General features: G+C 65.7%; 18 protein-coding genes. 5 read left to right on the top strand and 13 right to left on the bottom strand.

The window, feature by feature from the left end; translation table 11 throughout:
* Position 1 precedes the first annotated feature (1 nt).
* Together ABIB42_RS20885 and ABIB42_RS20880 are read left to right on the top strand one after the other, a co-directional pair.
* Positions 2–1171, top strand: coding sequence for a DUF3426 domain-containing protein (locus ABIB42_RS20885; protein ID WP_429248935.1), 1170 nt, complete (start codon positions 2–4; stop codon positions 1169–1171).
* 10 nt (positions 1172–1181) lie between these two features.
* A complete protein-coding gene (locus ABIB42_RS20880) occupies positions 1182–2123 on the top strand; it encodes a carbohydrate kinase family protein (RefSeq protein ID WP_429248934.1) in 942 nt (313 codons plus the stop codon).
* 85 nt (positions 2124–2208) lie between these two features.
* Here ABIB42_RS20880 and ABIB42_RS20875 read toward each other — a convergent pair whose 3' ends face one another.
* On the bottom strand, positions 2209–2736 hold the full coding sequence (locus tag ABIB42_RS20875) for a YggT family protein (RefSeq protein WP_071361377.1): 528 nt from the start codon (positions 2734–2736) through the stop codon (positions 2209–2211).
* 115 nt (positions 2737–2851) lie between these two features.
* A complete protein-coding gene (locus tag ABIB42_RS20870; RefSeq protein WP_177185517.1) occupies positions 2852–3172 on the bottom strand; it encodes a hypothetical protein in 321 nt (106 codons plus the stop codon).
* 31 nt (positions 3173–3203) lie between these two features.
* Between ABIB42_RS20870 and ABIB42_RS20865 the strand changes: the two genes are divergently transcribed.
* Positions 3204–4247 carry a hypothetical protein gene (locus tag ABIB42_RS20865; protein WP_429248933.1) on the top strand — a complete coding sequence of 348 codons (1044 nt, stop codon included), beginning with the start codon at positions 3204–3206 and terminating at the stop codon, positions 4245–4247.
* An 815-nt stretch (positions 4248–5062) separates the two neighbouring features.
* Here the strand turns inward: ABIB42_RS20865 and ABIB42_RS20860 are convergent.
* Positions 5063–5956 (bottom strand): LysR family transcriptional regulator, encoded by an 894-nt coding sequence (locus ABIB42_RS20860; RefSeq protein WP_184236885.1) that lies wholly within the window; start codon positions 5954–5956, stop codon positions 5063–5065.
* Positions 5957–6088: 132 nt separating this feature from the next.
* Here ABIB42_RS20860 and ABIB42_RS20855 point away from each other — a divergent pair, with 132 nt between their 5' ends.
* On the top strand, positions 6089–6517 hold the full coding sequence (locus ABIB42_RS20855) for a DoxX family protein (protein WP_273027875.1): 429 nt from the start codon (positions 6089–6091) through the stop codon (positions 6515–6517).
* A gap of 4 nt (positions 6518–6521) precedes the next feature.
* Here the strand turns inward: ABIB42_RS20855 and ABIB42_RS20850 are convergent, their stop codons facing one another.
* The 3 genes from ABIB42_RS20850 to ABIB42_RS20840 form a co-directional block, all read right to left on the bottom strand.
* Positions 6522–6926, bottom strand: a complete 405-nt coding sequence (locus tag ABIB42_RS20850; protein WP_273027874.1) for a hypothetical protein — start codon at positions 6924–6926, stop codon at positions 6522–6524.
* An 84-nt stretch (positions 6927–7010) separates the two neighbouring features.
* Positions 7011–8714 (bottom strand): PQQ-dependent sugar dehydrogenase, encoded by a 1704-nt coding sequence (locus tag ABIB42_RS20845; RefSeq protein WP_005665264.1) that lies wholly within the window; start codon positions 8712–8714, stop codon positions 7011–7013.
* A gap of 63 nt (positions 8715–8777) precedes the next feature.
* Complete coding sequence (locus ABIB42_RS20840; RefSeq protein ID WP_273161923.1) at positions 8778–9464, bottom strand: helix-turn-helix transcriptional regulator; 687 nt, start codon at positions 9462–9464, stop codon at positions 8778–8780.
* A 74-nt stretch (positions 9465–9538) separates the two neighbouring features.
* Between ABIB42_RS20840 and ABIB42_RS20835 the strand changes: the two genes are divergently transcribed.
* Positions 9539–9964, top strand: a complete 426-nt coding sequence (locus ABIB42_RS20835; protein ID WP_429248932.1) for a VOC family protein — start codon at positions 9539–9541, stop codon at positions 9962–9964.
* A 65-nt stretch (positions 9965–10029) separates the two neighbouring features.
* Here ABIB42_RS20835 and ABIB42_RS20830 read toward each other — a convergent pair whose 3' ends face one another.
* The 7 genes from ABIB42_RS20830 to ABIB42_RS20800 all read right to left on the bottom strand — a co-directional run bounded on the left by ABIB42_RS20830 (position 10030) and on the right by ABIB42_RS20800 (position 19909).
* On the bottom strand, positions 10030–11133 hold the full coding sequence (locus tag ABIB42_RS20830) for a ribonucleotide-diphosphate reductase subunit beta (protein WP_005665258.1): 1104 nt from the start codon (positions 11131–11133) through the stop codon (positions 10030–10032).
* A gap of 117 nt (positions 11134–11250) precedes the next feature.
* Complete coding sequence (locus ABIB42_RS20825; protein ID WP_005665256.1) at positions 11251–14181, bottom strand: ribonucleoside-diphosphate reductase subunit alpha; 2931 nt, start codon at positions 14179–14181, stop codon at positions 11251–11253.
* Positions 14182–14845: 664 nt separating this feature from the next.
* Complete coding sequence (locus tag ABIB42_RS20820; protein WP_273161925.1) at positions 14846–16300, bottom strand: sigma-54-dependent transcriptional regulator; 1455 nt, start codon at positions 16298–16300, stop codon at positions 14846–14848.
* A 3-nt stretch (positions 16301–16303) separates the two neighbouring features.
* Complete coding sequence (locus tag ABIB42_RS20815) at positions 16304–17968, bottom strand: two-component system sensor histidine kinase NtrB (protein WP_184236861.1); 1665 nt, start codon at positions 17966–17968, stop codon at positions 16304–16306.
* A complete protein-coding gene (locus ABIB42_RS20810) occupies positions 17969–18217 on the bottom strand; it encodes a PP0621 family protein (protein WP_005665246.1) in 249 nt (82 codons plus the stop codon).
* Positions 18217–19020 (bottom strand): cytochrome C assembly family protein, encoded by an 804-nt coding sequence (locus ABIB42_RS20805; RefSeq protein ID WP_005665245.1) that lies wholly within the window; start codon positions 19018–19020, stop codon positions 18217–18219. Before ABIB42_RS20805 ends, ABIB42_RS20810 begins: the two co-directional genes overlap by 1 nt.
* A 91-nt stretch (positions 19021–19111) precedes the next feature.
* Positions 19112–19909: an ABC transporter ATP-binding protein gene (locus ABIB42_RS20800; protein ID WP_184236858.1), complete on the bottom strand. Its 798-nt coding sequence runs from the start codon at positions 19907–19909 to the stop codon at positions 19112–19114.

Here is a 19909-nt window from a genome sequence, read left to right as displayed (position 1 = left end):
CATGGCGCTCGCCACCCAATGCCCCCACTGCGGCACGCTGTTCCGCGTCGCCGCGGACCAGCTCAAGCTGCGTGGGGGCATCGTGCGCTGCGGCGCCTGCCAGCAGGTCTTTGACGGCAATACGGGGCTGGTCGACCTGAACGCCCCGCCGTCTTCCCCTCCTTCTCCGCCAGTCGCCGAACCGGCCATCGCGCCAGACGTTCCCGCGACCGACGACACCGAACAACCGATCTACACGCTCGAATTCGACCGTGCGCTGTCGCCGTTCGGGATCCTGCCGCATGCCACGAACGAGGATCAAGCCACGGTCGAACCAGACACGGATGCCGCCGTGGCCGAGCTACCGGTCGATGAAGAGATCGTGGCCGCCCCGCCGCCGGACGAGGGTCTCGACCGGCACGAACCCGCCCCCGAATCCGCACCCGAACCCGCCGCGCGCCAGCCGGCGCCCGACGCCCCGCCGCTGCTGCTGCGCGAATCGGCCGGCGGCTCGCCGCCGATCGTCTCGCCTGCGCCGGCGCTGCCGCCGTTGCCGCCCAAGTCCCCGCGCGCACGCGCCGCTGACGCCCGTTCGCGTCGTTCCAAGCTGACCCCGACCCGGATCGAAGAAACGCCCAAGCTGCGCGTGCCCGAGATCGACGAACCCGAGTTCGTGCGCCGCGGCCGCCAGCGCGAGCAGTCGAGCAAGGCGGTGCGCATCGCGATGGTCGCCGGCAGCATCCTGCTGCTGCTGGCGCTCGCCGTGCAAGCCATGGTGAGCTTCCGCGACGTATTGGCGGCGCGCTACCCGGCGCTGCGTCCGGCCCTGGTCTCGACCTGCGCGCTGTTCGGCTGCCAGGTCGGCCTGCCGGCGCGGCCCGACGCGCTGGTGATCGAGACCGGAGAATTGATCACCCTGGGCGGCAACGCCTATACCTTGAACACCGTGCTGCGCAACGGCGGCGACCTGGCGCTGGCCTGGCCCAGCATCGAGCTGACCCTGAACGATGCCGACGACAAGCCGCTGGTGCGGCGCGTGTTCGGTCCGCGCGACTACGCGCCCCGGATGGCCAACGCTTCCGCCGACAACTTCGCCGGCTTCGGCGCGCGCGCCGAGCAGCCGGTCAAGATCCATTTCAGGCTGGAAGGACTCGAACCTTCCGGCTACCACATTGCCGTTTTCTACCCCTGAAGGCTGAACCATGACCAAAACCGCCCTGATCTGCGGCTCGCTCGCATTCGACAAGATCATGCAATACCACGGCCGCTTCGGCGACACCCTGCTGGCCGACCAGCTGCACCGCGTGAACGTGTCGTTCCTGGTGCCGACCCTGCGCACCGAGTACGGCGGCTGCTCGGCCAATATCGCCTACAACCTCAAGCTGCTGGGCGGCGAACCGCTGATCATGGGCACCCTGGGCCAGGACGGCGGCGACTACCTCAAGCGCATGGAAGCGCAAGGACAGCAGACGCGCGGCATCCGCACCATCGCCGACGCGTACACCGCGCAATGCTTCGTCACCGCCGACGAGGACAACAACCAGATCAACGCCTTCCACCCGGGCGCCATGCAGTTCTCGCACGAGAACAACGTGGCCGACCAGGGCCCGCTGGCGGTGGCGATCATTTCGCCGGACGGCCGCGACGGCATGATCAAGCATGCGCGCGACTGCGCCGAGCTGAAGGTGCCGTTCATGTTCGATCCGGGCCAGCAGCTGCCGATGTTCTCGGGCGACGAGCTGATCACCTTCATCGGCCAGGCCAGCTACCTGGCGTGCAACGACTACGAATTCGAGATGGTGATGGACCGCACCGGCTTGAGCCAGGCCGATATCGCGGCGCGCCTGGATGCGCTGATCATCACGCGCGGCGCCGAAGGTTCCGACATCCATGCCGGCGGCGAGCACCATCGCATCCCGGCGGTGCAGGCGGCGAACGTGGTCGACCCCACCGGCTGCGGCGACGCCTACCGCGCCGGCCTGCTGTTCGGGATCACCAATGGCCTGGACTGGGCCACCAGCGGCCGCATCGCCAGCCTGCTGGGCGCGATCAAGATCGCCTCCCAGGGCGGCCAGAACCACAGCTTCACGCCGCAAGAGTTCGACCAGCAGTTCGAGGCCGCCTTCGGCTTCACCTTCCGCTGATGACGCCTGGCGTCACCGGATAAAAAATGGCCTTGCAATGCAAGGCCATTTTGTTTCCAGCTCGTCTGGAGGGCAGCGGCGGCGCTCAGAAGCCGAACACCTGCCTCAGCACGAACAGCAGGATCTGGATCAGCACCAGCGCCACCAGCACCGACAGGTCGATGCCGCCGATCGGCGGGACCACGCGCCGGATCGGGCGCAGCAGCGGCTGGTTCAGGGCGTGCACGAACGGCGCCAGCGGCGCGTTCGGGTTCACCCAGCTGAAGATCGCCTCGATGATCAGGAGCGCCATGAAGCCGTACAGGATCCAGTTCAGGAAGCGGTGCAGCGCATACAGCAGCACCATCTCGCCGCTGCCGCCCTGCAGCAGCAGGAGCGTGCTGGCCACCAGCACCACCAGGAAGGCGCCGATCAGGCTCGCCCAGTCGTAGCCCCGGGTGCCCGGCACCACGCGCCGCAGCGGCATCACCAGCCAGTCGGTGATGGTGTGCACGAACTGGCGGATCTGGTCGGGCAAGCGCACGCGGATGGCGTTCGTCCAGAAGCGCAGCAGCAGCACTCCACCCAGCAAGCCTGCGATGATATCGACGATAAACTGAAGAATGGACAGCACGGACTCTCCTCAAAAAAAAACCGCTGTGCGAACAATCACACAGCGGCATTGTGCCTGAAGCAGCCCCGACTTGCCATGCGCACATGGCGCGTGGCAGGTTGGGCGAGGTCCGGTATTAAGGACGGCTGCTGGTCGGGAACGGCCATGCGGTCGGCGCCAGCACGGTCTTGGCAGGAGCGGCGCTTGGCGCTGCCGGAGCGGCGCTTGGTGCGGCTGCCGGTTGCGCGGCGGTGGTCGCTGCCGGCTTGGCGGCCGGTTTCTTGGCGGCCGGTTTTTTCGCTTCCGGCTTGGCTTCGGCCTTGGCGTCGGTCTTCACTTCCGGCTTGGTATCGGCCTTGGTGTCGACTTTGGCTTCCGGCTTGGCGTCGGCCTTGGCCACTGCTGCTGGCTTGGCTTCTGGCTTGGCGGCAACGGTCTTGGTGGCTGCAGCTTTCACTGGAGCAGCTTTTTTGGCGGCTGGAGCAGCCTTGGTTGCAGCCGGCGCAGCTTTATTAGCGGCCGGCGAGGCTTTTTTTGCTGCGGGCGACGCTTTCTTCACTGCTGGTTTTGCGTCGGTTTTGGTGGCGGTCGCTTTTTTCGCTGCCGGTTTGGCGGCGGTTTTGGTCGCGGTCGCTTTCTTCGCTACCGGTTTTGCGGCGGTTTTGGTGGCGGTCGCTTTCTTTGCTGCCGGTTTGGCGGCGGTTTTGCTTGCGGTCGCTTTCTTTGCTGCCGGTTTGGCGGCGGTTTTGGTCGCGGTCGCTTTTTTCGCTGCCGGTTTGGCGGCTGCCTTGGTGGCGGTCGCTTTCTTCGCTACCGGTTTAGCGGCGGCCTTGCTTGCAGTCGCTTTTTTGGCTGCAGGTTTAGCGGCGGCTTTGGTCGCGGTTTTAGCGGTCGACTTGGCGGCTGGTTTAGCGGCGGCCTTTTTCGCTGCCGGCTTGGCTGCTGGTTTAGCAGCGGCTTTCTTTGCTGCCGGCTTGGTGGCCGACTTAGTTGCCGACTTAGTTGCCGACTTAGCTGCCGGTTTAGCGGCGGCCTTCTTTGCTGCCGGCTTGGTTGCCGACTTGGCTGCCGGTTTAGCGACGGCTTTCTTCGCTGCCGGCTTAGTTGCCGACTTGGCTGCCGGTTTAGCAGCGGCTTTCTTCGCTGCTGGCTTGGTTGCCGACTTGGCTGCCGGTTTTGCAGCGGCTTTCTTCACTGCAGGCTTTGCTGCCGGCTTGGCTGCCGATTTGGTCGCGGTTTTGGCCGTTGCCTTGGTAGCAGCGGTTTTGGTCGCGGCGGTCTTGGTTGCAGTAGCTTTCTTTGCAACAGGTTTAGCAGCGGTTTTTGCCGCCGGCTTGCTCACGGCCTTGGCTGCCGGCTTGGCGGCTGCCTTGGTGGTGGTGGTGGTCTTGGTCGCGGCTTTCTTTGCGACTGGTTTCTCTGCTGCAGCCTTTGCGTTCGACTTCGTCGTGGACGAAGGCGCGCTCTTTGCTGCTGCCTTTGCTGCTGGTTTCTTAGCGGTTGCCATTCTTGTTCTCCTTCATCTGCGATGAGAAATACGCTCAAGGTTTAAAACCCGCCGGATCAAACCCGGCGAATTATTCATCGGACCAAAGCAAGCGTCGATTTAGGCCAATGAATCCGGCACCGGCTGAACTGCTGCAACTCCTCACAGTTGCAGCGCTTCAGCCAACGTCGACAGGTCACCGTTCCAGCGTTTCACATCGCTACCCTTGCGGGTGCGAAAAGAAAAAGCCGCCTTGCCTGAGCAATTGGTCAGACAAGCCGGCTTGTTCTTTTCGCTTCGCTTCCGTGCATACTGTTTGGTTCAGCGTCCTATTATTCGATCGATTTTGCCCGATGCCCGCGACAATATCACATCTTCTCGATTTGACAAATTCAATCACGTAAAGTACGCGCATTCTTTGTGAGCGCGCAACCGTGAATGCTAAAAAAAGTCGCGCGATTTGGACGTTGAATTGCGCACCCGCGCGCCAATCACCGACATGCCTGACATGCGCTGCAGCCTTTACCTATCGCATTTCAACTGATCGATAAGCGGGAATCACGCCGGCATCTTGCCTGCGCCAGCGGGGCATATTCCCGTTTCCAGCGCCGCATGACCGCAAAGCGCCGCCAGCGCACCAATGCATCTGAATCAACGTCATCCGAGTAAGTCTGGCTTTACGCCAGCGCGCATACTCCGCACCCAATCGCGCCAGTCGAAATGACCTGGCATGCCACACCATTCGCTGCACGAGCGTCCCTCAGCCATCGCGGCGCCCGGCGGCAGGACGCGCATGGTGGCGATCGTTCAACGCAGCGCGCCGCCTCCGCGGTCGACGCGCCAGCGACTGCGCGTTCGCCGTCAACCGCCGGATTTCAGGCGTTCGATGAACCAGCGCCCCGCCGGTCCCGGCGGCTGGTCCTTCATGAAGATCGCGTGCATCGAAAAGCCCGACCCGAGCACCGGATGCGTTTCGAGTTCGATGCGCACCAGCGCGCCGCTCGCCAGGTCTTGCTCGACCATATGCAGCGGCATGTTGCCCCAGCCCAGGCCGGCGCGCAGGAAGGCGTGCTTGGCGCCGAGATCGGCCAGGCGCCACACGCGCGGCGACAGCACGCCGAAGTCGCGGCCACGGGTCAGGCTCGAGCGGTCGGTCAGCACCAGCTGCACGTGGCGCCCCGCCTCCGCCCGCATCACCGTGCCTTCGGTGCGCGCCAGCGGATGGTCGGGCGCGACCACCGTCGCCGCCTGCACGCCGAGCAAATATTCCGAAGCGCAGGCGGCCGGCACTTCCGGGAACGAACCGATCACCGCGATACGGCACTGCCCATCGAGCAGCGGCTGCACCACGGCGCCGAGCGCCTCGACGTACAGGCGCAGCGGCGTCGATGGAAACTCGCGGTGGAAGGCCTGCACCGCCTCGGTGAGCTTCACGATCGGATACATTACGTCGACCGCCACCGACAGCTCCGGCTCCAGGCCACCGGCCAGCGCGCGCGCCCGCGCCTTGAACGCATCCATGCCGTCGGCCGCGTGGCGCGCCTCGGCCAGCAAAGCGCGTCCGGCCTCGGTCAGTTGCGGATAACGTCCCGAGCGGTCGAACAGCGCGAAGCCCACCTGCGACTCGAGATTGGCCAGCGTGTGGCTCACCACCGACTGCGCGCGCCGCAGCTTGCGGCCGGCGGCGGAAAAGCTGCCCTCGTCGGCTGCGGCGATAAAAGTGCGCAGCTGGTCCATGGACATCCCGTCGAGCATCCATCTACTCCATCGATAGTTGATATCGAATTATATAGGCTTCTTGGATCGATCAAGCACGCCTAAGATGTTGTTCATGGACGCCGCACACGAGCTGGCGTCAACCACGACAACCATTCGAAAGGAACGACCATGTATGCCAACGCCACCCAGACCAGCCAGTCCATCATCCCCGCCATCGGCCGCATCCTGATGGCCACGATCTTCGTCTTCAGCGGCGTCGGCAAGGCGCTGGCGCCGGAGGCGACCCTGGGCTACATCGAGTCGGTCGGGCTGCCTTTCGCCTCGCTCGCCCTGGTCGGCGCGATCGCCATCGAGATCGGCGGCGGCGCCCTGCTCGTCCTCGGCTACCAGACCCGCCTCGTCGCGGCCGGCCTGGCGGCGTTCTCGCTGGTGACGGCCTTCGTGTTCCATAACGCGATCGGCGACCAGAACCAGCTGATCCACCTGTTGAAAAACATCGCGATGGCCGGCGGCCTGTTGCAGGTGGTGGCCTTCGGCGCCGGCACATGGAGCCTGGACGCGGCCACCGGCCGCAAGGCCCTGCCGCTGGCGGCGTAAGGGTTCACAGGCCGAACGGCCCGTACCAGTAAGTGATGTCGATGACCGCGCCACGCTTTGAGACATAAGCCTGGCGCGTTTCGCAGTTGACGAACAGCGCGCGGAAGGTGCCGTCCAGTTGTCGGGACGGGATGTCGGCCGGATGGCTGCCGGTGGGACGCAGCGCCTCCGTTGAGTGGCCCGGCGTCGGATCGGTGTGCGTGATGAGCATGCCGGCCAGCTTGAACCCGCCTTCGGCGTCGCGCGCCAGGGCGCGTTCGATCAGGCCGGCGCAGGCTGCGTCGCGGGGCATGCGCTCCGGATGGATGGCCGGGGCCAGCGGCAGCCGGACGGGTTCCGCTTGACTGGCGGCGCAGGCGCCGTGGGTGACGGCAAGGAATACTGCCAGCACACTACCGGGGTGTCGCATGCGCTGCTCCGGATCGTAGGTATTCAGGAATCGACGCGGCGGCCGCCGCGTCGGTTCCATCATAGCGCAAGCCCTGGCGCCGATCTAGCGTTTGGGAACGATGCGCCACACCGTGCCGCCGGCGTCGTCCACCACCAGCAAGGCGCCGTCGGCCGCGACTTCGACCGCGGCCGGGCGGCCCCAGACGTCGCGGTCGCTGATCACCATGCCGCTCATGAAGTCCTGGTACTGCCCGGTCGGCACGCCATCCTTCATGAACACGCGCGCCACCTTGTAGCCGGTGCGCACGCCGCGGTTCCAGGAGCCGTGCAGCGCGACGAAGACCTCACCCTCGTACTCCTTCGGGAAAGCGTGCTTGGCGCCCTTCGGCGCGTGATACACCACCATGCCCAGCGGCGCCGAGTGGGCCTGCAGCAGCACGTCCGGGGTGATCGTCTTGCCCTTCAGGTCGGGGCGGATGCCTTTCAGGCGCGGGTCTTCGTTGTCGCCGATGTAGTACCACGGCCAGCCGTAGAAACCGCCCTGCTTCACACGCGTCAGATAGTCCGGCGGCAGGTTGTCGCCCAGCGCGTCGCGCTCGTTCACATTGCACATCACGTCGCCGGTGGCCGGATACACCAGCAGGCCGACGCAGTTGCGCAGCCCAGTCGCATAGGTGCGGCGGTTCTTGCCGTCCGGGTCGAAGGCCATCACGGTGGCGCGGTCGGTCTCGACGCCCCAGGCGCTGCCTACGCCGTGCTTTTTCTCCCACTCGGCGAGCGGCAGCGGCGGCTTTGGACCGATGTCGCTGGCGACGTTGGTGGCCGAGCCGATCGACAGCAGCATCGTCTTGTCGTCCTTCGAGAACACCAGGGTGCGGGTGGTGTGGCCGCCGCTGGTCTCGGACAGCTCGGGGATCACCACCTCGGCTTGCCCGCGCGCCTTCAGGTCGCCGTTGCGGTAGGGGATGCGCACCACCGAATTGACGCCCGCCACGTACAGGTATTGCGGGTTGGCGCCGGAAGGCCAGAACGCCATGCCGTAAGGACGCGACAGGCCGCTGGCGAACACTGCGGCGGTATCGGCCTTGTCGCCGTTCTTCGAGCGCAGCACTTTGACTTCACCGGCGCCGGTCGCGGCCAGGAACACGTCGCCGTTCGGTGCGCGCAGAGCGACGCGCGGCTTGTCGGCATCCTGGGCGAACACGCTCACCTCGAAGCCCGGCATCACGATCGGCAGCGTGCCGTTCGGACGCGCCTGCACGCGCGGGCTGTTGCCGGCGCTCTCGGTGGCGAACGGCTTGGCCAGGTCGCCCGGCTTGATGTGGAAGACCTTGCCTGGCTGGGTGTCGTCCCAGGAACCGGCGCGGTCCGCCGGCCTGGCGGCTGCGGCCGGCGCGGCGGCGGTAGCAGGGCCTTGCAGGCTGGCCAGGTAGTCGATCAGCGCGGTGCGCATCTTCTGGTCCGGCACGCCGACCGGCATCGTGGTGCCGGGCACGCGCTTGGCCGGGTCGAGCAGGAACACGTCGAGTTCTTCACGGGTCCAGACCAGGCCCGCGGCGCCGGCCTTGGCCAGCGCGCCCGAATAGCCGAAGCCTGGGATGCCGGCAGCCTTGCGGCCGACGACGCCGAACATGCCGGGACCGGCCAGCGGCGACAGCTTCGCATCGACCGTGTGGCAGCTGGCGCAGTTGTTCTGGAAGATGGTGCGGCCGGCGGTGACTTGCGGCGCGGAGGCGGCGTGAGCGACGGATACCGTCGCCAGGCTGGCGAGCATGAGGGCATGCAGCGTCAGGGTGTTGGCTTGCAAGGTTGTCTCCTGGTCAGGCGTGAAAAATCGCCATCATAGGGCAAGTTATCCCTGCGCACGCATTTATCCTTCGTCGGCCAGCCTGGCGCCGTAATCGCGCAGCAGCGCCGCGCGGCGCGGCCTGAAACTGATGCCGGTGGCCGCGACCGCGGCGATGCGGTCGGCGCGGAACATCCGGAAGTCGTCGCGCAGGCAGCAGCGCGCCAGCACCACCAGCATCCGGTCGAGGTAGACGATGGCGAGCGGCCAGATCGTGCGGCTGGTCGCGGCGCCATCGCGGTCGACGTAATCGATCGTGAGCGCCTCTTCGCGCCAGCAGCAGGCGCGGATCAGCGCCATGTCGGGCAGTCGCGCGAAACGCTCGCTGAAATGGTGGACCCGCGACACCGCAGGCAGCAGGTGCTGCTGCCCCAGCGACGGCAGGGTCGCGGCCACCTTGCCCAGCACCGACTCGGCCGCCGCGGCCAATGCGGGGTCGCCCATATTGCGCACTTCGGCCAGCCCGAGGGTGAGCGCCTCGATCTCGATGCGGCTGAAAGTCTGCGGACGCAGGGTGCCGTCTTCGACCAGGGTGTAGCCGAACCCGCGCTCGCCGCCGATCTCGGCGCCGCTCACGCGCAGGCTCTCGATGTCGCGGTAGACCGAGCGCACCGAAACCCCAGTCTCCTGCGCTAGCTGGGCCGCCGTGACCGGCGCCGGCAAGCGGCGCAGGGCATCGAGCAAGCGGAAAAGACGATTGGGGCGGGACATGGCTACTGACAGGAATTGGCAGGACGATTTCCTATAGTAGCACCTGTCTTTTCTACCACCCAAAGGAGTTCACCATGTCGGTCCAGGCAGTCATCCACCTCAATTTCCAGGGCCAGGCGCGCGCCGCCCTCGCCTTCTACCAGTCCGTGTTCGGCGACGAGATCATGCAGGTGACCTACGGCGAGTCGGGCAAGGTCAACGATGCCGCGGACGCCGACCGCATCATCTACGGCCAGGTCAAGGCGCCGAGTGGCTTTCATATCATGGCCTACGACGTCGAAGCCGCCAAGCCATGGGACCAGGGCCGCAATGCCTTCTTCGCCGCGCTGGTCGGCGAATCGCAGGACGAGATCAGGACGCTGTGGAATGGACTGGCGCACGGCGCCGATATCGAACAGCCGCTGGCGGCAGCCGATTGGTCGCCGCTGTACGGCATGCTGAAGGACCGCTTCGGCGTGACCTGGATCGTGAACGTCGTCGTGCCTGTGGACGGCGCCTGAGGCGGTCCGGAAAAACAAAACCCCGCAGCTGCGGGGTTTTGTCATTCATGCGATGCCGATGGCAATCAATCCCAGCTCAGGGTGCCGCCGGTCTGGTACTCGGTCACACGCGTCTCGAAGAAGTTACGTTCCTTCTTCAGGTCGATCATCTCGCTCATCCACGGGAACGGATTCTCTTCGTTCGGGAACAGCGGCTCCAGGCCGATCTGCACCGCGCGGCGGTTGGCGATGAAGCGCAGGTAGCCCTTGAACATCGGGGCGTTCAGGCCCAGCACGCCGCGTGGCATGGTGTCTTCGGCATAGCGGTATTCCAGGTCGACGGCCTGCAGGAACAGGGCCTTGATCTCGTCGCGGAATTCCGGGGTCCACAGCTGCGGGTTTTCCATCTTGATCGTGTTGATCAGGTCGATGCCGAAGTTCACGTGCATCGACTCGTCGCGCAGGATGTACTGGTACTGCTCGGCGGCGCCGGTCATCTTGTTCTGGCGGCCGAGCGCCAGGATCTGGGTGAAGCCGACGTAAAAGAACAGGCCTTCCATCAGGCAGGCGAAGACGATGATCGACTTCAGCAGCTTCTGGTCGTTCTCGACCGTGCCGGTCTTGAAGTCGGGGTTGGTCAGGACGTCGATGAACGGGATCAGGAACTGGTCCTTGTCGTGGATCGATTCGATCTCGTTGTAGGCGTTGAAGATCTCGCCTTCGTCCAGGCCCAGCGATTCGACGATGTACTGGTAGGCATGGGTGTGGATCGCCTCTTCGAACGCCTGGCGCAGCAGGTACTGGCGGCACTCGGGGGCGGTGATGTGGCGGTAAGTGCCCAGCACGATATTGTTCGCGGCCAGCGAGTCGGCGGTCACGAAGAAGCCCAGGTTGCGCTTGACCAGGCGGCGCTCGTCTTCCGACAGGCCGTTCGGGTTCTTCCACAGCTCGATGTCGCGCTGCATGTTCACTTCCTGCGGCATCCAGTGGTTCGCGCAGCCGGCCAGGTACTTGTCCCATGCCCACTTGTACTTGAACGGCACCAGCTGATTGACGTCGGTTTCGCCGTTGATGATGCGCTTGTCGTCGGCGTTGACGCGCTTGGCCACTTCAGCGGCGGGAGCGCCTTCTGGATTGGCGGCTTGTGGGGCGCGCTGGGCGCTGGTTGGTTCGTCGTCCCAAGAGAGCATGGTGATTTCCTTCTGTCGTGGCCTGGCGCGAACAAGCGCGGTGAGGCCACATGATGTGTTGATAGCGGAGATGATGGTGCGGGCGACCGTCCGGTCGGCCCGCACCCGGTTACAGCATTACTGGCAGGCTTCGCACTCGTCGAAACCGGCGTCGCCCGGACGCAGGTAGCAGGCGGCGCCTTCGGCTTCCGGTGCGGCTGGCGCCGCTGCCGCGGCGGCGGCCACCGAGGCGGCTGCCGGCGCTGCGTGACCTGCCTGCAGGCCGCCCGAAACCGGCACGGCGTTCAGGGCGCCGGTGCGGGTGGTCGACTTCTCCAGGTGGGTCGCGGCGATGGTGCGCAGGTAGTAGGTGGTCTTCAGGCCACGCAGCCACGCCAGCTTATAGGTCTCGTCCAGCTTCTTGCCCGAGGCGCCGGCCATGTAGATGTTCAGCGACTGGGCCTGGTCGATCCACTTCTGGCGGCGCGAGGCGGCTTCCACCAGCCACTTCGGCTCGACTTCGAAGGCCGTCGCGTAGATGTCGCGCAGGTCTTGCGGCACGCGGTCGATCTTGGACAGCGAACCGTCGAAGTACTTCAGGTCGGCGATCATGACTTCGTCCCACAGGTCGCGCGCTTTCAGGTCGCGCACCAGGTACGAGTTGATCTCGGTGAATTCGCCCGACAGGTTCGACTTCACGTACAGGTTCTGGAAGGTCGGTTCGATGCAGGCCGACACGCCGATGATGTTCGAGATGGTCGCGGTCGGGGCGATCGCCACGCAGTTCGAGTTACGCATGCCGAACTGCTTGATGCGCTCGCGCACCGGGGTCCAGTCCATCGATTCGCTGGTGTCCTGCTCCAGGTAGCCGCCGCGTTCTTCCGCCAACAGCTTGATCGAGTCCTGCGGCAGGATGCCGCGGTCCCACAGCGAGCCGGTGTAGGTCTCGTAGCGGCCGCGTTCTTCGGCCAGCTCGGTCGACGCCAGGTAGGCGTAGTAGCAGACCGCTTCCATCGAAACGTCGGCGAACTTCACCGCTTGCTCCGACGCGAACGGGATGCGCATCATGTGCAGGCAGTCCTGGTGACCCATGACGCCCATGCCCACCGGACGGTGGCGCAGGTTCGAGTTGCGCGCCTTTTCCACCGCGTAGTAATTGATGTCGATGACGTTGTCCAGCATGCGCATCGCGGTGCGGATGGTCTTTTGCAGCTTGACGTGGTCCAGGCCATCGCCCTTCATGTGCTGCGGCAGGTTCACCGAGCCCAGGTTGCAGACAGCGATTTCATCGGCGCTGGTGTTCAGGGTGATCTCGGTGCACAGGTTCGACGAGTGCACCACGCCCACGTGCTGCTGCGGCGAACGGATATTGCATGGGTCCTTGAAGGTGATCCATGGGTGGCCGGTTTCGAACAGCATCGACAGCATCTTGCGCCACAGGTCCATGGCTTCGATCTTCTTGAAGACCGCCATTTCGCCGTTGGCCGCTTTGGTTTCATAGGCCAGGTAGGCTTTCTCGAAGGCCTTGCCGGTCAGGTCGTGCAGGTCTGGCGTCTCGGACGGCGAGAACAGGGTCCAGCTGCCCTTTTCCATCACGCGCTTCATGAACAGGTCGGGAATCCAGTTCGCGGTGTTCATGTCGTGCGTGCGGCGGCGGTCGTCGCCGGTGTTCTTGCGCAGGTCCAGGAATTCTTCGATGTCCAGGTGCCAGGTTTCCAGGTAGGCGCACACCGCGCCCTTGCGCTTGCCGCCCTGGTTCACCGCCACGGCGGTGTCGTTGACCACTTTCAGGAACGGGACCACGCCCTGCGAACGGCCGTTGGTGCCCTTGATGCGCGAGCCCAGCGCGCGCACCGGAGTCCAGTCGTTGCCCAGGCCGCCGGCGAACTTCGACAGCAGCGCGTTCTCCTTGATGGCGTCGTAGATGCCTTCCAGGTCGTCGCCGACGGTAGTCAGGTAGCACGACGACAGCTGCGAGCGGCGGGTGCCCGAGTTGAACAGGGTCGGGGTCGAGCTCATGAAGTCGAACGACGACAGCAGGTTGTAGAACTCGATGGCGCGCGCTTCGCGGTCGTCTTCGCGCAGTGCCAGGCCCATCGCGACACGCATGTAGAAGGCCTGCGGCATCTCGATGCGCACGTCGCGCACGTGCAGGAAGTAGCGGTCGTACAGGGTCTGCAGGCCGATGTAGCCGAACTGCAGGTCGCGGTCGGCGACGATGGCCTTCGCCAGGCGCTCGAGGTCGTACTTGCCCAGCTCTTCGTCCAGCAGCTCGGCCTGGATGCCCTTCGCCACGTATTGCGGGAAGTAGGTCAGGTATTCGGCGGCGGCGCCGGCTTGCGGCACTTCGTGGCCGAACACTTCTTTACGGATGGTGTGCAGCAGGATGCGCGCGGTCACCTGGCTGTAGGCCGGGTCTTTTTCCATCAGCGCGCGGGCAGCCAGGATGGCGGACTTGTACAGCTCTTCGACCGGCACGCCGTCGTACAGGTTCTTCAGGGTCTCGGCGACGATCGCGTCGGCGTCGACGTGCTTTTCCAGGCCCGAGCAGGCGGCGTTCACGAGGGCGTGGACGTCGTTGATGTCCAGCAGGCGGCGTTCGCCGCCGTCGACCACGTGGATCTGCGGCGCGGCGACCGGCGCGCCACCTAGAGCTTCCTTGGCCGCGCGGCGCTCGTCCATGCGCTTGGCGCGGTACAGCACGTATTCACGCGCGACGTCGTGTTCGCCCGAACGCATCAGCGACAGCTCGACCTGGTCCTGCACGTCTTCGATGTGGAAGGTGCCGCCGTTCGGCTGGCGGCGCACCAGCGCGGCCACCACGTTGCCGGTCAGCTGTTCCACCAGTTCGCGGATGCGCGCCGAGACCGCGCCCTGGCCGCCGGCCACGGCCAGGAAGGCCTTGGTCATCGCGACCGAGATCTTGTTCGGCTCGAAAGCGACGACGGCGCCGTTGCGGCGGATGACGCGGTAATCGCCGCGCGCGACGATCTCGGCCGGGGTTGGGCTGGTCGACGCCGATCCTGGGGTGACGTGTTGGTTGATCGAGATGTTCTGTGCTGTTTGCATTGAGCCTCCAGGATGAGCGGCGGACCGCCTTTGTACATGAGAACCGGGTGGCGGATGGCGCCGCGGTCCGTCAACAAAATTAAAAGCAAAACAAATCCCCGCCAGCCGGTGGCCGATGCTGGCAAACCAGAGAAGCAGGGTTAAGAATATGTAAATAAAGCTTGTCAGCAGATGCTTAATAGACAAGTCGCTGAACAAACGTGTGGGCAATTTGTGGGCAACTTGTGGACAACGTGCGGACAACTCTCAGCTGGCCAAAATGCTAGTGCCGTTCGGTCTGCTACCACTACATCTAGTGCCAAGCTTTGATATGAGACTAATTGTAGTACCTCGCTTGCGATCGAGGCAAGCTAATAAATGGTCATTTTTTTTGTTTTTTGGCGTGCGCAGTCTTGACATTTCAGCGTCGTACAAAAGAAGGGGAGCACACGGTGAGCAAGCACTAACATCAGAAAAATCTGCGCCAAATGGGCAAATTACGCAGGAATCAAAACGAGGCGCGCATGCTCCACCACAGCGCATTATGCACCAAAATAATTACCACAAAGTAACATAGACAGGTGACTGGACGCGATCGGTAGCGTCGGCAAATCCTGCCGACGCGGTGATCGTCAGCGCCCGTTGCACGCGTCGGCGGCAGAGCCGCCAACCCCTAGGAATGTCGTCAATCGTCCGGCGCGCTGATGTCCAGTTTCTGCATTTGATAACGCAGCTGGCGCACGCTGATCCCCAGCAGGCTTGCCGCCTGGGTGCGGTTGAACTGGGTTTGCTGCAGCGCGCGGCCGATGATGTCGCGTTCGACCTGCTCGAGATACTCCGGCAGGTTGCTCGGCAGTTCGGCCGGGCCAAGCGCGACCGGGGCAGGCATAGGCCTGGGTTCAGGCGGCGGCGCCGGATCGGTGGCGGGGGTCGCCAACACCGGCGCCGGTGTGGCGACGGGTGTGGCCGTCTCGCCCCGCCCCCCTTCCACCGGCCGCGCCGCCTTGAGCGACAAGTCCCCGACCTGGATCACGCCATCGTTGGCGAACGCCAGCGCCCGCTCCAGCACGTTCTCCAGCTCGCGCACATTGCCGGGGAAGGAATACGCCTTCAATGCCTCCAGCACGCCCGGCCCGAGCGACGCCTGCCCCGGTCCGGCCAGCCGGTCCAGGATGCCGTTCGCCAGCAGGGGCAGGTCGTCCAGCCGCTCGCGCAGCGGCGGCAGCGCCAGCTCGATCACGTTCAGGCGATAAAACAGGTCTTGCCTGAACTTGCCCGTCTCGACGCAGCGCGCCAGGTCCTGGTGGGTGGCGCTGATGATGCGCACGTCGACCGGTTCCTCGCTGGTGGCGCCGATCTTGCGCACGCGCCGCTCCTGGATCGCGCGCAGCAGCTTGACCTGCATCGCCAGCGGCAAGTCGGCCACTTCGTCGAGCATCAGGGTGCCGCCGTTGGCGGCCTGGAAGAAGCCGTCGCGTTCCTCGGCCGCGCCGGTGAAGGCGCCCTTGCGGTAGCCGAAGAACTCGGCCTCCATCAGGGTTTCGGGGATCGCGCCGCAGTTCACCGCCACGAAGGGTTTACCTGCACGCGAGCTCTGGGCGTGGATCTCGCGCGCCGCCAGCTCCTTGCCGCTGCCGGATTCGCCGGTGATCGAGATCGGCGCCATCGAGCGCGCCAGGCGCGCGATCTGCGCCCGCAGCGACTGCATCGCGGCGGAATGGCCGATCATGCGCGACGCAATCGCTCCACCGTCAGGCGCCGCGGCGCCCCCTTCCGACAGTTTCAGGGCCGAGCGCACCATCACGCGCAGCGCGTCGAGCGCCACCGGCTTGGCGATGTAGTCGAAGGCGCCGGCCTTGAGCGCCACCACCGCGTTCTCGGCGCTGCCGTAGGCGGTGATCACGGCGACCGGCGTGCCCTTGCCCGAGGCGGCGATCTCGCGCACCAGTTCCAGCCCCTGGCCGTCCGGCAGGCGCATATCGGTGAGCACCAGCGCGTAGTCGTGTTCCTCGAACAAGGCACGTGCCTGGCGCAACGTGGCGGCGCTGTCGACGTCCAGGCCCATCTTGAGCAGGGTGATCTCGAGCAGCTCGCGCAGGTCGGCTTCGTCGTCGAGCACCAGGATGCGGGGCGCGCTCATGGCTTACTCGAGCGCGAAAGTGATGACAAAGCGGCCGCTGGCCTTGCGCGGTCCCAGCGCGGACGGGTCGAACCGGTATTCATAATCGAGTTTCGCATCGTTGTTCAGGCACAGTTCGCGCGCCAGGTAGAGTCCCAGGCCGGTCCCCTTGCTCGACGTAGTATAGAAGGGCTCGAACAGGTGGTCGCGCACTTCCGGCGTGATGCCGGGGCCGTCGTCCTGCACGTGCAGCTCGCGCCGGCCGGCGGCGTCGCGCGCCGGAAAGATGCGGATGCTGGCCGGCTGGCGGCTGGCGTAGCGCACCGCGTTGTTCAGCAGGTTGAGCAAGACCTCGTGCAGGTGCAGCGGATCGAAGCGCACCGCGCTGCCGCCCGGATCGCCTATATAGACTATATCACCGGCCAGGCCGTGGATTTCGCAGAATTCGGCCTTCAACTCTTCCAGGAACGGGCCGAGCGCCACCGGTTCGCCGTTCGGCTGGGCCTTGCGCGACAGCTGCAGGATGTCTTCCACCATGCGGTTCACGCGCGTCACGTTGTCGCGCACGATCTTCAGCAGGCGCACCTCGGCCGGGCCGTGCAGGTCTTCGGCCAGCAGCTCGGTGGCGTGGCCGATCGCCGACAGCGGGTTGCGCACCTCGTGCGCGATGCTGGCGGTCAGGCGGCCCATCGAGGCCAGCTTGAGTTGCTGCGCCTGGTTTTCGATCGCGCTCACGTCCTGCATGAAGATCACGCTGCGGCCGGCCGCGTCGACACCGTCGGCCACGCGCGCGAAGCGCAATTTGAGGTGCACCGGCTGGTCGCGCCGGCCGCGAATTTCAGCTTCACCATCGCCGGCGCCGTCGCCTTCGCGGTAGGGTTTCAGGGTGACGAAGGCCTTGTCGTTGTCGGGGCCGGCCAGCCAGGCGTCGAAGGCCAGCGCCACCGGCTCGAAGGCCGGCACGGCATGCAGCAAAAAACCGGCGTCGACCTGCAGGCCCAGCATGCGGCGCGCCGCCGGGTTGCCGGTGAAGACCGCGCCGTCCTCCCCCACCACCAGGATGCCGTCGCCGACGTCGGCGATCACGATCTCGTTGATCGCCTGCTGGATGCGCAGGTCGGCGCCGTGCCGGGCCGCCAGCTCCTCTTGCTTGAGCAGGCGCGCCGCCAGGCGGTTGACCATCAATACGCCGGCGAAGAAGGCGGCGCCGAACAGGCCGGCCTGCATCAGCGGCGGGTCGCGCCCCTCGACCACCAGCTGCCAGACGTTCAGCCCGAGCAGGAACAGCGTCGCGACCGCCGCCGAGAACAGCGCCAGCACCAGCGGCGCCAGGATCGCGGCGCCGGCCAGCGGGAACAGATAGAGGATGCCCAGGCCGCTGCGCATGCCGCCGGCGGCGATATACAGCAGCGAGATCACGGCCAGGTCGACGCCGATCTGCACCCCGAGCTGGATCAGGAAACGCCGTTGCCAGCGCGCCGCCAGCGCGAACAGCGCGGCGGCCAGCACATAGAAGACGCAGGTTTCGGTGTTGACCGGGTCCGGGCGCAGCTGTCCGCTTTCCAGGTCGACGCCCAGGTACAGCAGCAGCACCAGGGCGATGACGATGCGGGTGACGGTGAAGGTCTGGAGCGAACGCCACAGGGTGACGCGCGCGCCCGCCGACAGCCTGCCGGACGCGGGCTTCAACTACTTGGGCGGCAGGCGCACGTGGCCTGGCGAGCAGTAGTCCTGGCCGTCGGCGTGCACCGACTCGGACGCCGGGAAATACACGCCGCAATGGGCGCACTGGGCCATGGCCTCGATCTGGCCGGTCGGCGCGGCCGGGCCGCGCTGCATATGCGGAGGAACCCCGTTGCGCTTGGCGAGCGCGCGCAGCTTGCTGCGCACGGCGAAGACCACGAGGACGATAAGGGCAATCCAGAACAAGATACGCATCAGTAGACTCCCCGGTGCAGGACGACTTCGAGCACGAAGCGACTACCGACGTAGGCCAGCGCCAGGGTGGCGAAGCCTGCCAGCGTGAAGCGCAGCGCGGTCTTGCCGCGCCAGCCCTGCCACTTGCGCCCGGCCAGCAGCGCCGCGAACAGCGCCCACGAGAGCAGCGCGAACACGCTCTTGTGGTCGAGCAGCAGCGGCCGGCCGAACACCTGTTCGGAGAACACGAAGCCCGACAGGACCGTCAGGCTGAGCAGGACGAAGCCGATCCAGATCACACGGAACAACAGTTTTTCCATGGTGAGCAACGCCGGGAGCTGGTCGAGCGCGGAGCCAAACCAGCCGCCGCCGGCGGTGCGGGTATGCAGCCGCGTTTCTTGCAGCGCCATCAGCACGGCGTGGAACGCGGCGATGGTCAGGGTGCTGTAGGCCAGCACCGCGACCGCGATATGCCAGCCGAAGGCGGCGGTTTTGCCGGCCAGCGGCGTCAGGGTGCCCGGGAACAGCAGCGGCAACAGGGTGGCCGCCGCCGCGAACGGCATCACCAGGCGGCGCAGACCGTCGAGGGCGAAATTGCGGTTCTCGAACCAGTAGGCGGCCACCGAGACCCACAAGGCGCTGGAAATCATGATGGCGAAGCCGACCCGCAGCCGTCCCGGCACCATCACGTCCATGCCGAGCGCGACGCCATGCAGGGCCCAGGCCCCGGCGGTCACGCCAGAGATGACGGCGCCCAGCCGCGACGGCAGCAGGGCGCATACCGCGTACAGGAAGGCAGCGGCAAGGAAGAGGGAGTTCTGCATAATAAGAGTCTACACCATCGGCGAACGCCGGTGGGAAGCCCCTCCCGCCCCGCCGATGGCGACGCCATGCATATATATATGTGGCGGGCGTTCAATCCACCGCCGCCATCCGCAACTCGTCGTTGTGATGCCGCGCCTGCTCTTCCATCACCATCAGCCCCAGCTCGCGCTTGAGCTGGTTGAATTCCGGCGCCGCCGGATCGCGCGGGCGCGCGATCTCGACCAGGAGGTCGCGCTTGATCGTCCCCGGCCGGTAGGTCATCACGACGATGCGGTCGGCCAGGTAGATCGCCTCCTCGATGCTGTGGGTGACGAACAGGATCGTCTTTTTCAGCTCGGCCCACAGGCGCAGCAGCTCGTCCTGCAGGTTGCGCCGGGTGAGCGCGTCGAGCGCGCCGAAGGGTTCGTCCATCAGCAGGATCGGCGAATCGAGCGCCAGCACGCGCGCGATCGCCACCCGCTGGCGCATGCCGCCGGACAGGTCCTTCGGGTAGCGGGTACGAAAGTCGGCCAGCGACAGCAGCCCCAGCAGGTCGCTCACCCGGCGCTCGATCTCCGGCCCGCGCATGCGCTTGATCTCGAGGCCGAAGCGGATGTTCTGCTCGACCGTCATCCAGGGAAACAGCGCGTATTCCTGGAACACCATGCCGCGCTGCGGCCCCGGCCCGGTGACCGGGCGGCCGTCGACCAGGATCGCGCCCGAGGACGGCGGCGCGAAGCCGGCCACCGCATTGAGCAGGGTCGACTTGCCGCAGCCGGAAGGGCCGAGCAGGCAGGTGAACTGCCCGCGAGGGATCTCCAGGTCGATGCCCTGCAGGGCCACCACTTCATGGTCTTCGGCGCCGAACACCTTATTGACGCCTTCGATGCGGATATGGATGTCGTTCAT

The organism is Massilia sp. UYP32, from assembly GCF_050434365.1.
GTDB classification, from domain to species: Bacteria; Pseudomonadota; Gammaproteobacteria; order Burkholderiales; family Burkholderiaceae_D; genus Telluria; species Telluria timonae.
This window is presented reverse-complemented; position numbering and strand designations above follow the sequence as displayed.

Excerpts from the sequence above, each read along its gene's own strand:
- ABIB42_RS20800 (WP_184236858.1), bottom strand. The coding sequence starts at position 19,909 with ATGAACGACATCCATATCCGCATCGAAGGCGTCAATAAGGTGTTCGGC.
- ABIB42_RS20830 (WP_005665258.1), bottom strand. The coding sequence starts at position 11,133 with ATGCTCTCTTGGGACGACGAACCAACCAGCGCCCAGCGCGCCCCACAA.
- ABIB42_RS20860 (WP_184236885.1), bottom strand. The coding sequence starts at position 5,956 with ATGCTCGACGGGATGTCCATGGACCAGCTGCGCACTTTTATCGCCGCA.
- ABIB42_RS20880 (WP_429248934.1), top strand. The coding sequence starts at position 1,182 with ATGACCAAAACCGCCCTGATCTGCGGCTCGCTCGCATTCGACAAGATC.
- ABIB42_RS20835 (WP_429248932.1), top strand. The coding sequence starts at position 9,539 with ATGTCGGTCCAGGCAGTCATCCACCTCAATTTCCAGGGCCAGGCGCGC.
- ABIB42_RS20885 (WP_429248935.1), top strand. The coding sequence starts at position 2 with ATGGCGCTCGCCACCCAATGCCCCCACTGCGGCACGCTGTTCCGCGTC.
- ABIB42_RS20805 (WP_005665245.1), bottom strand. The coding sequence starts at position 19,020 with ATGCAGAACTCCCTCTTCCTTGCCGCTGCCTTCCTGTACGCGGTATGC.
- ABIB42_RS20820 (WP_273161925.1), bottom strand. The coding sequence starts at position 16,300 with ATGAGCGCGCCCCGCATCCTGGTGCTCGACGACGAAGCCGACCTGCGC.
- ABIB42_RS20825 (WP_005665256.1), bottom strand. The coding sequence starts at position 14,181 with ATGCAAACAGCACAGAACATCTCGATCAACCAACACGTCACCCCAGGA.
- ABIB42_RS20855 (WP_273027875.1), top strand. The coding sequence starts at position 6,089 with ATGTATGCCAACGCCACCCAGACCAGCCAGTCCATCATCCCCGCCATC.
- ABIB42_RS20810 (WP_005665246.1), bottom strand. The coding sequence starts at position 18,217 with ATGCGTATCTTGTTCTGGATTGCCCTTATCGTCCTCGTGGTCTTCGCC.
- ABIB42_RS20850 (WP_273027874.1), bottom strand. The coding sequence starts at position 6,926 with ATGCGACACCCCGGTAGTGTGCTGGCAGTATTCCTTGCCGTCACCCAC.
- ABIB42_RS20840 (WP_273161923.1), bottom strand. The coding sequence starts at position 9,464 with ATGTCCCGCCCCAATCGTCTTTTCCGCTTGCTCGATGCCCTGCGCCGC.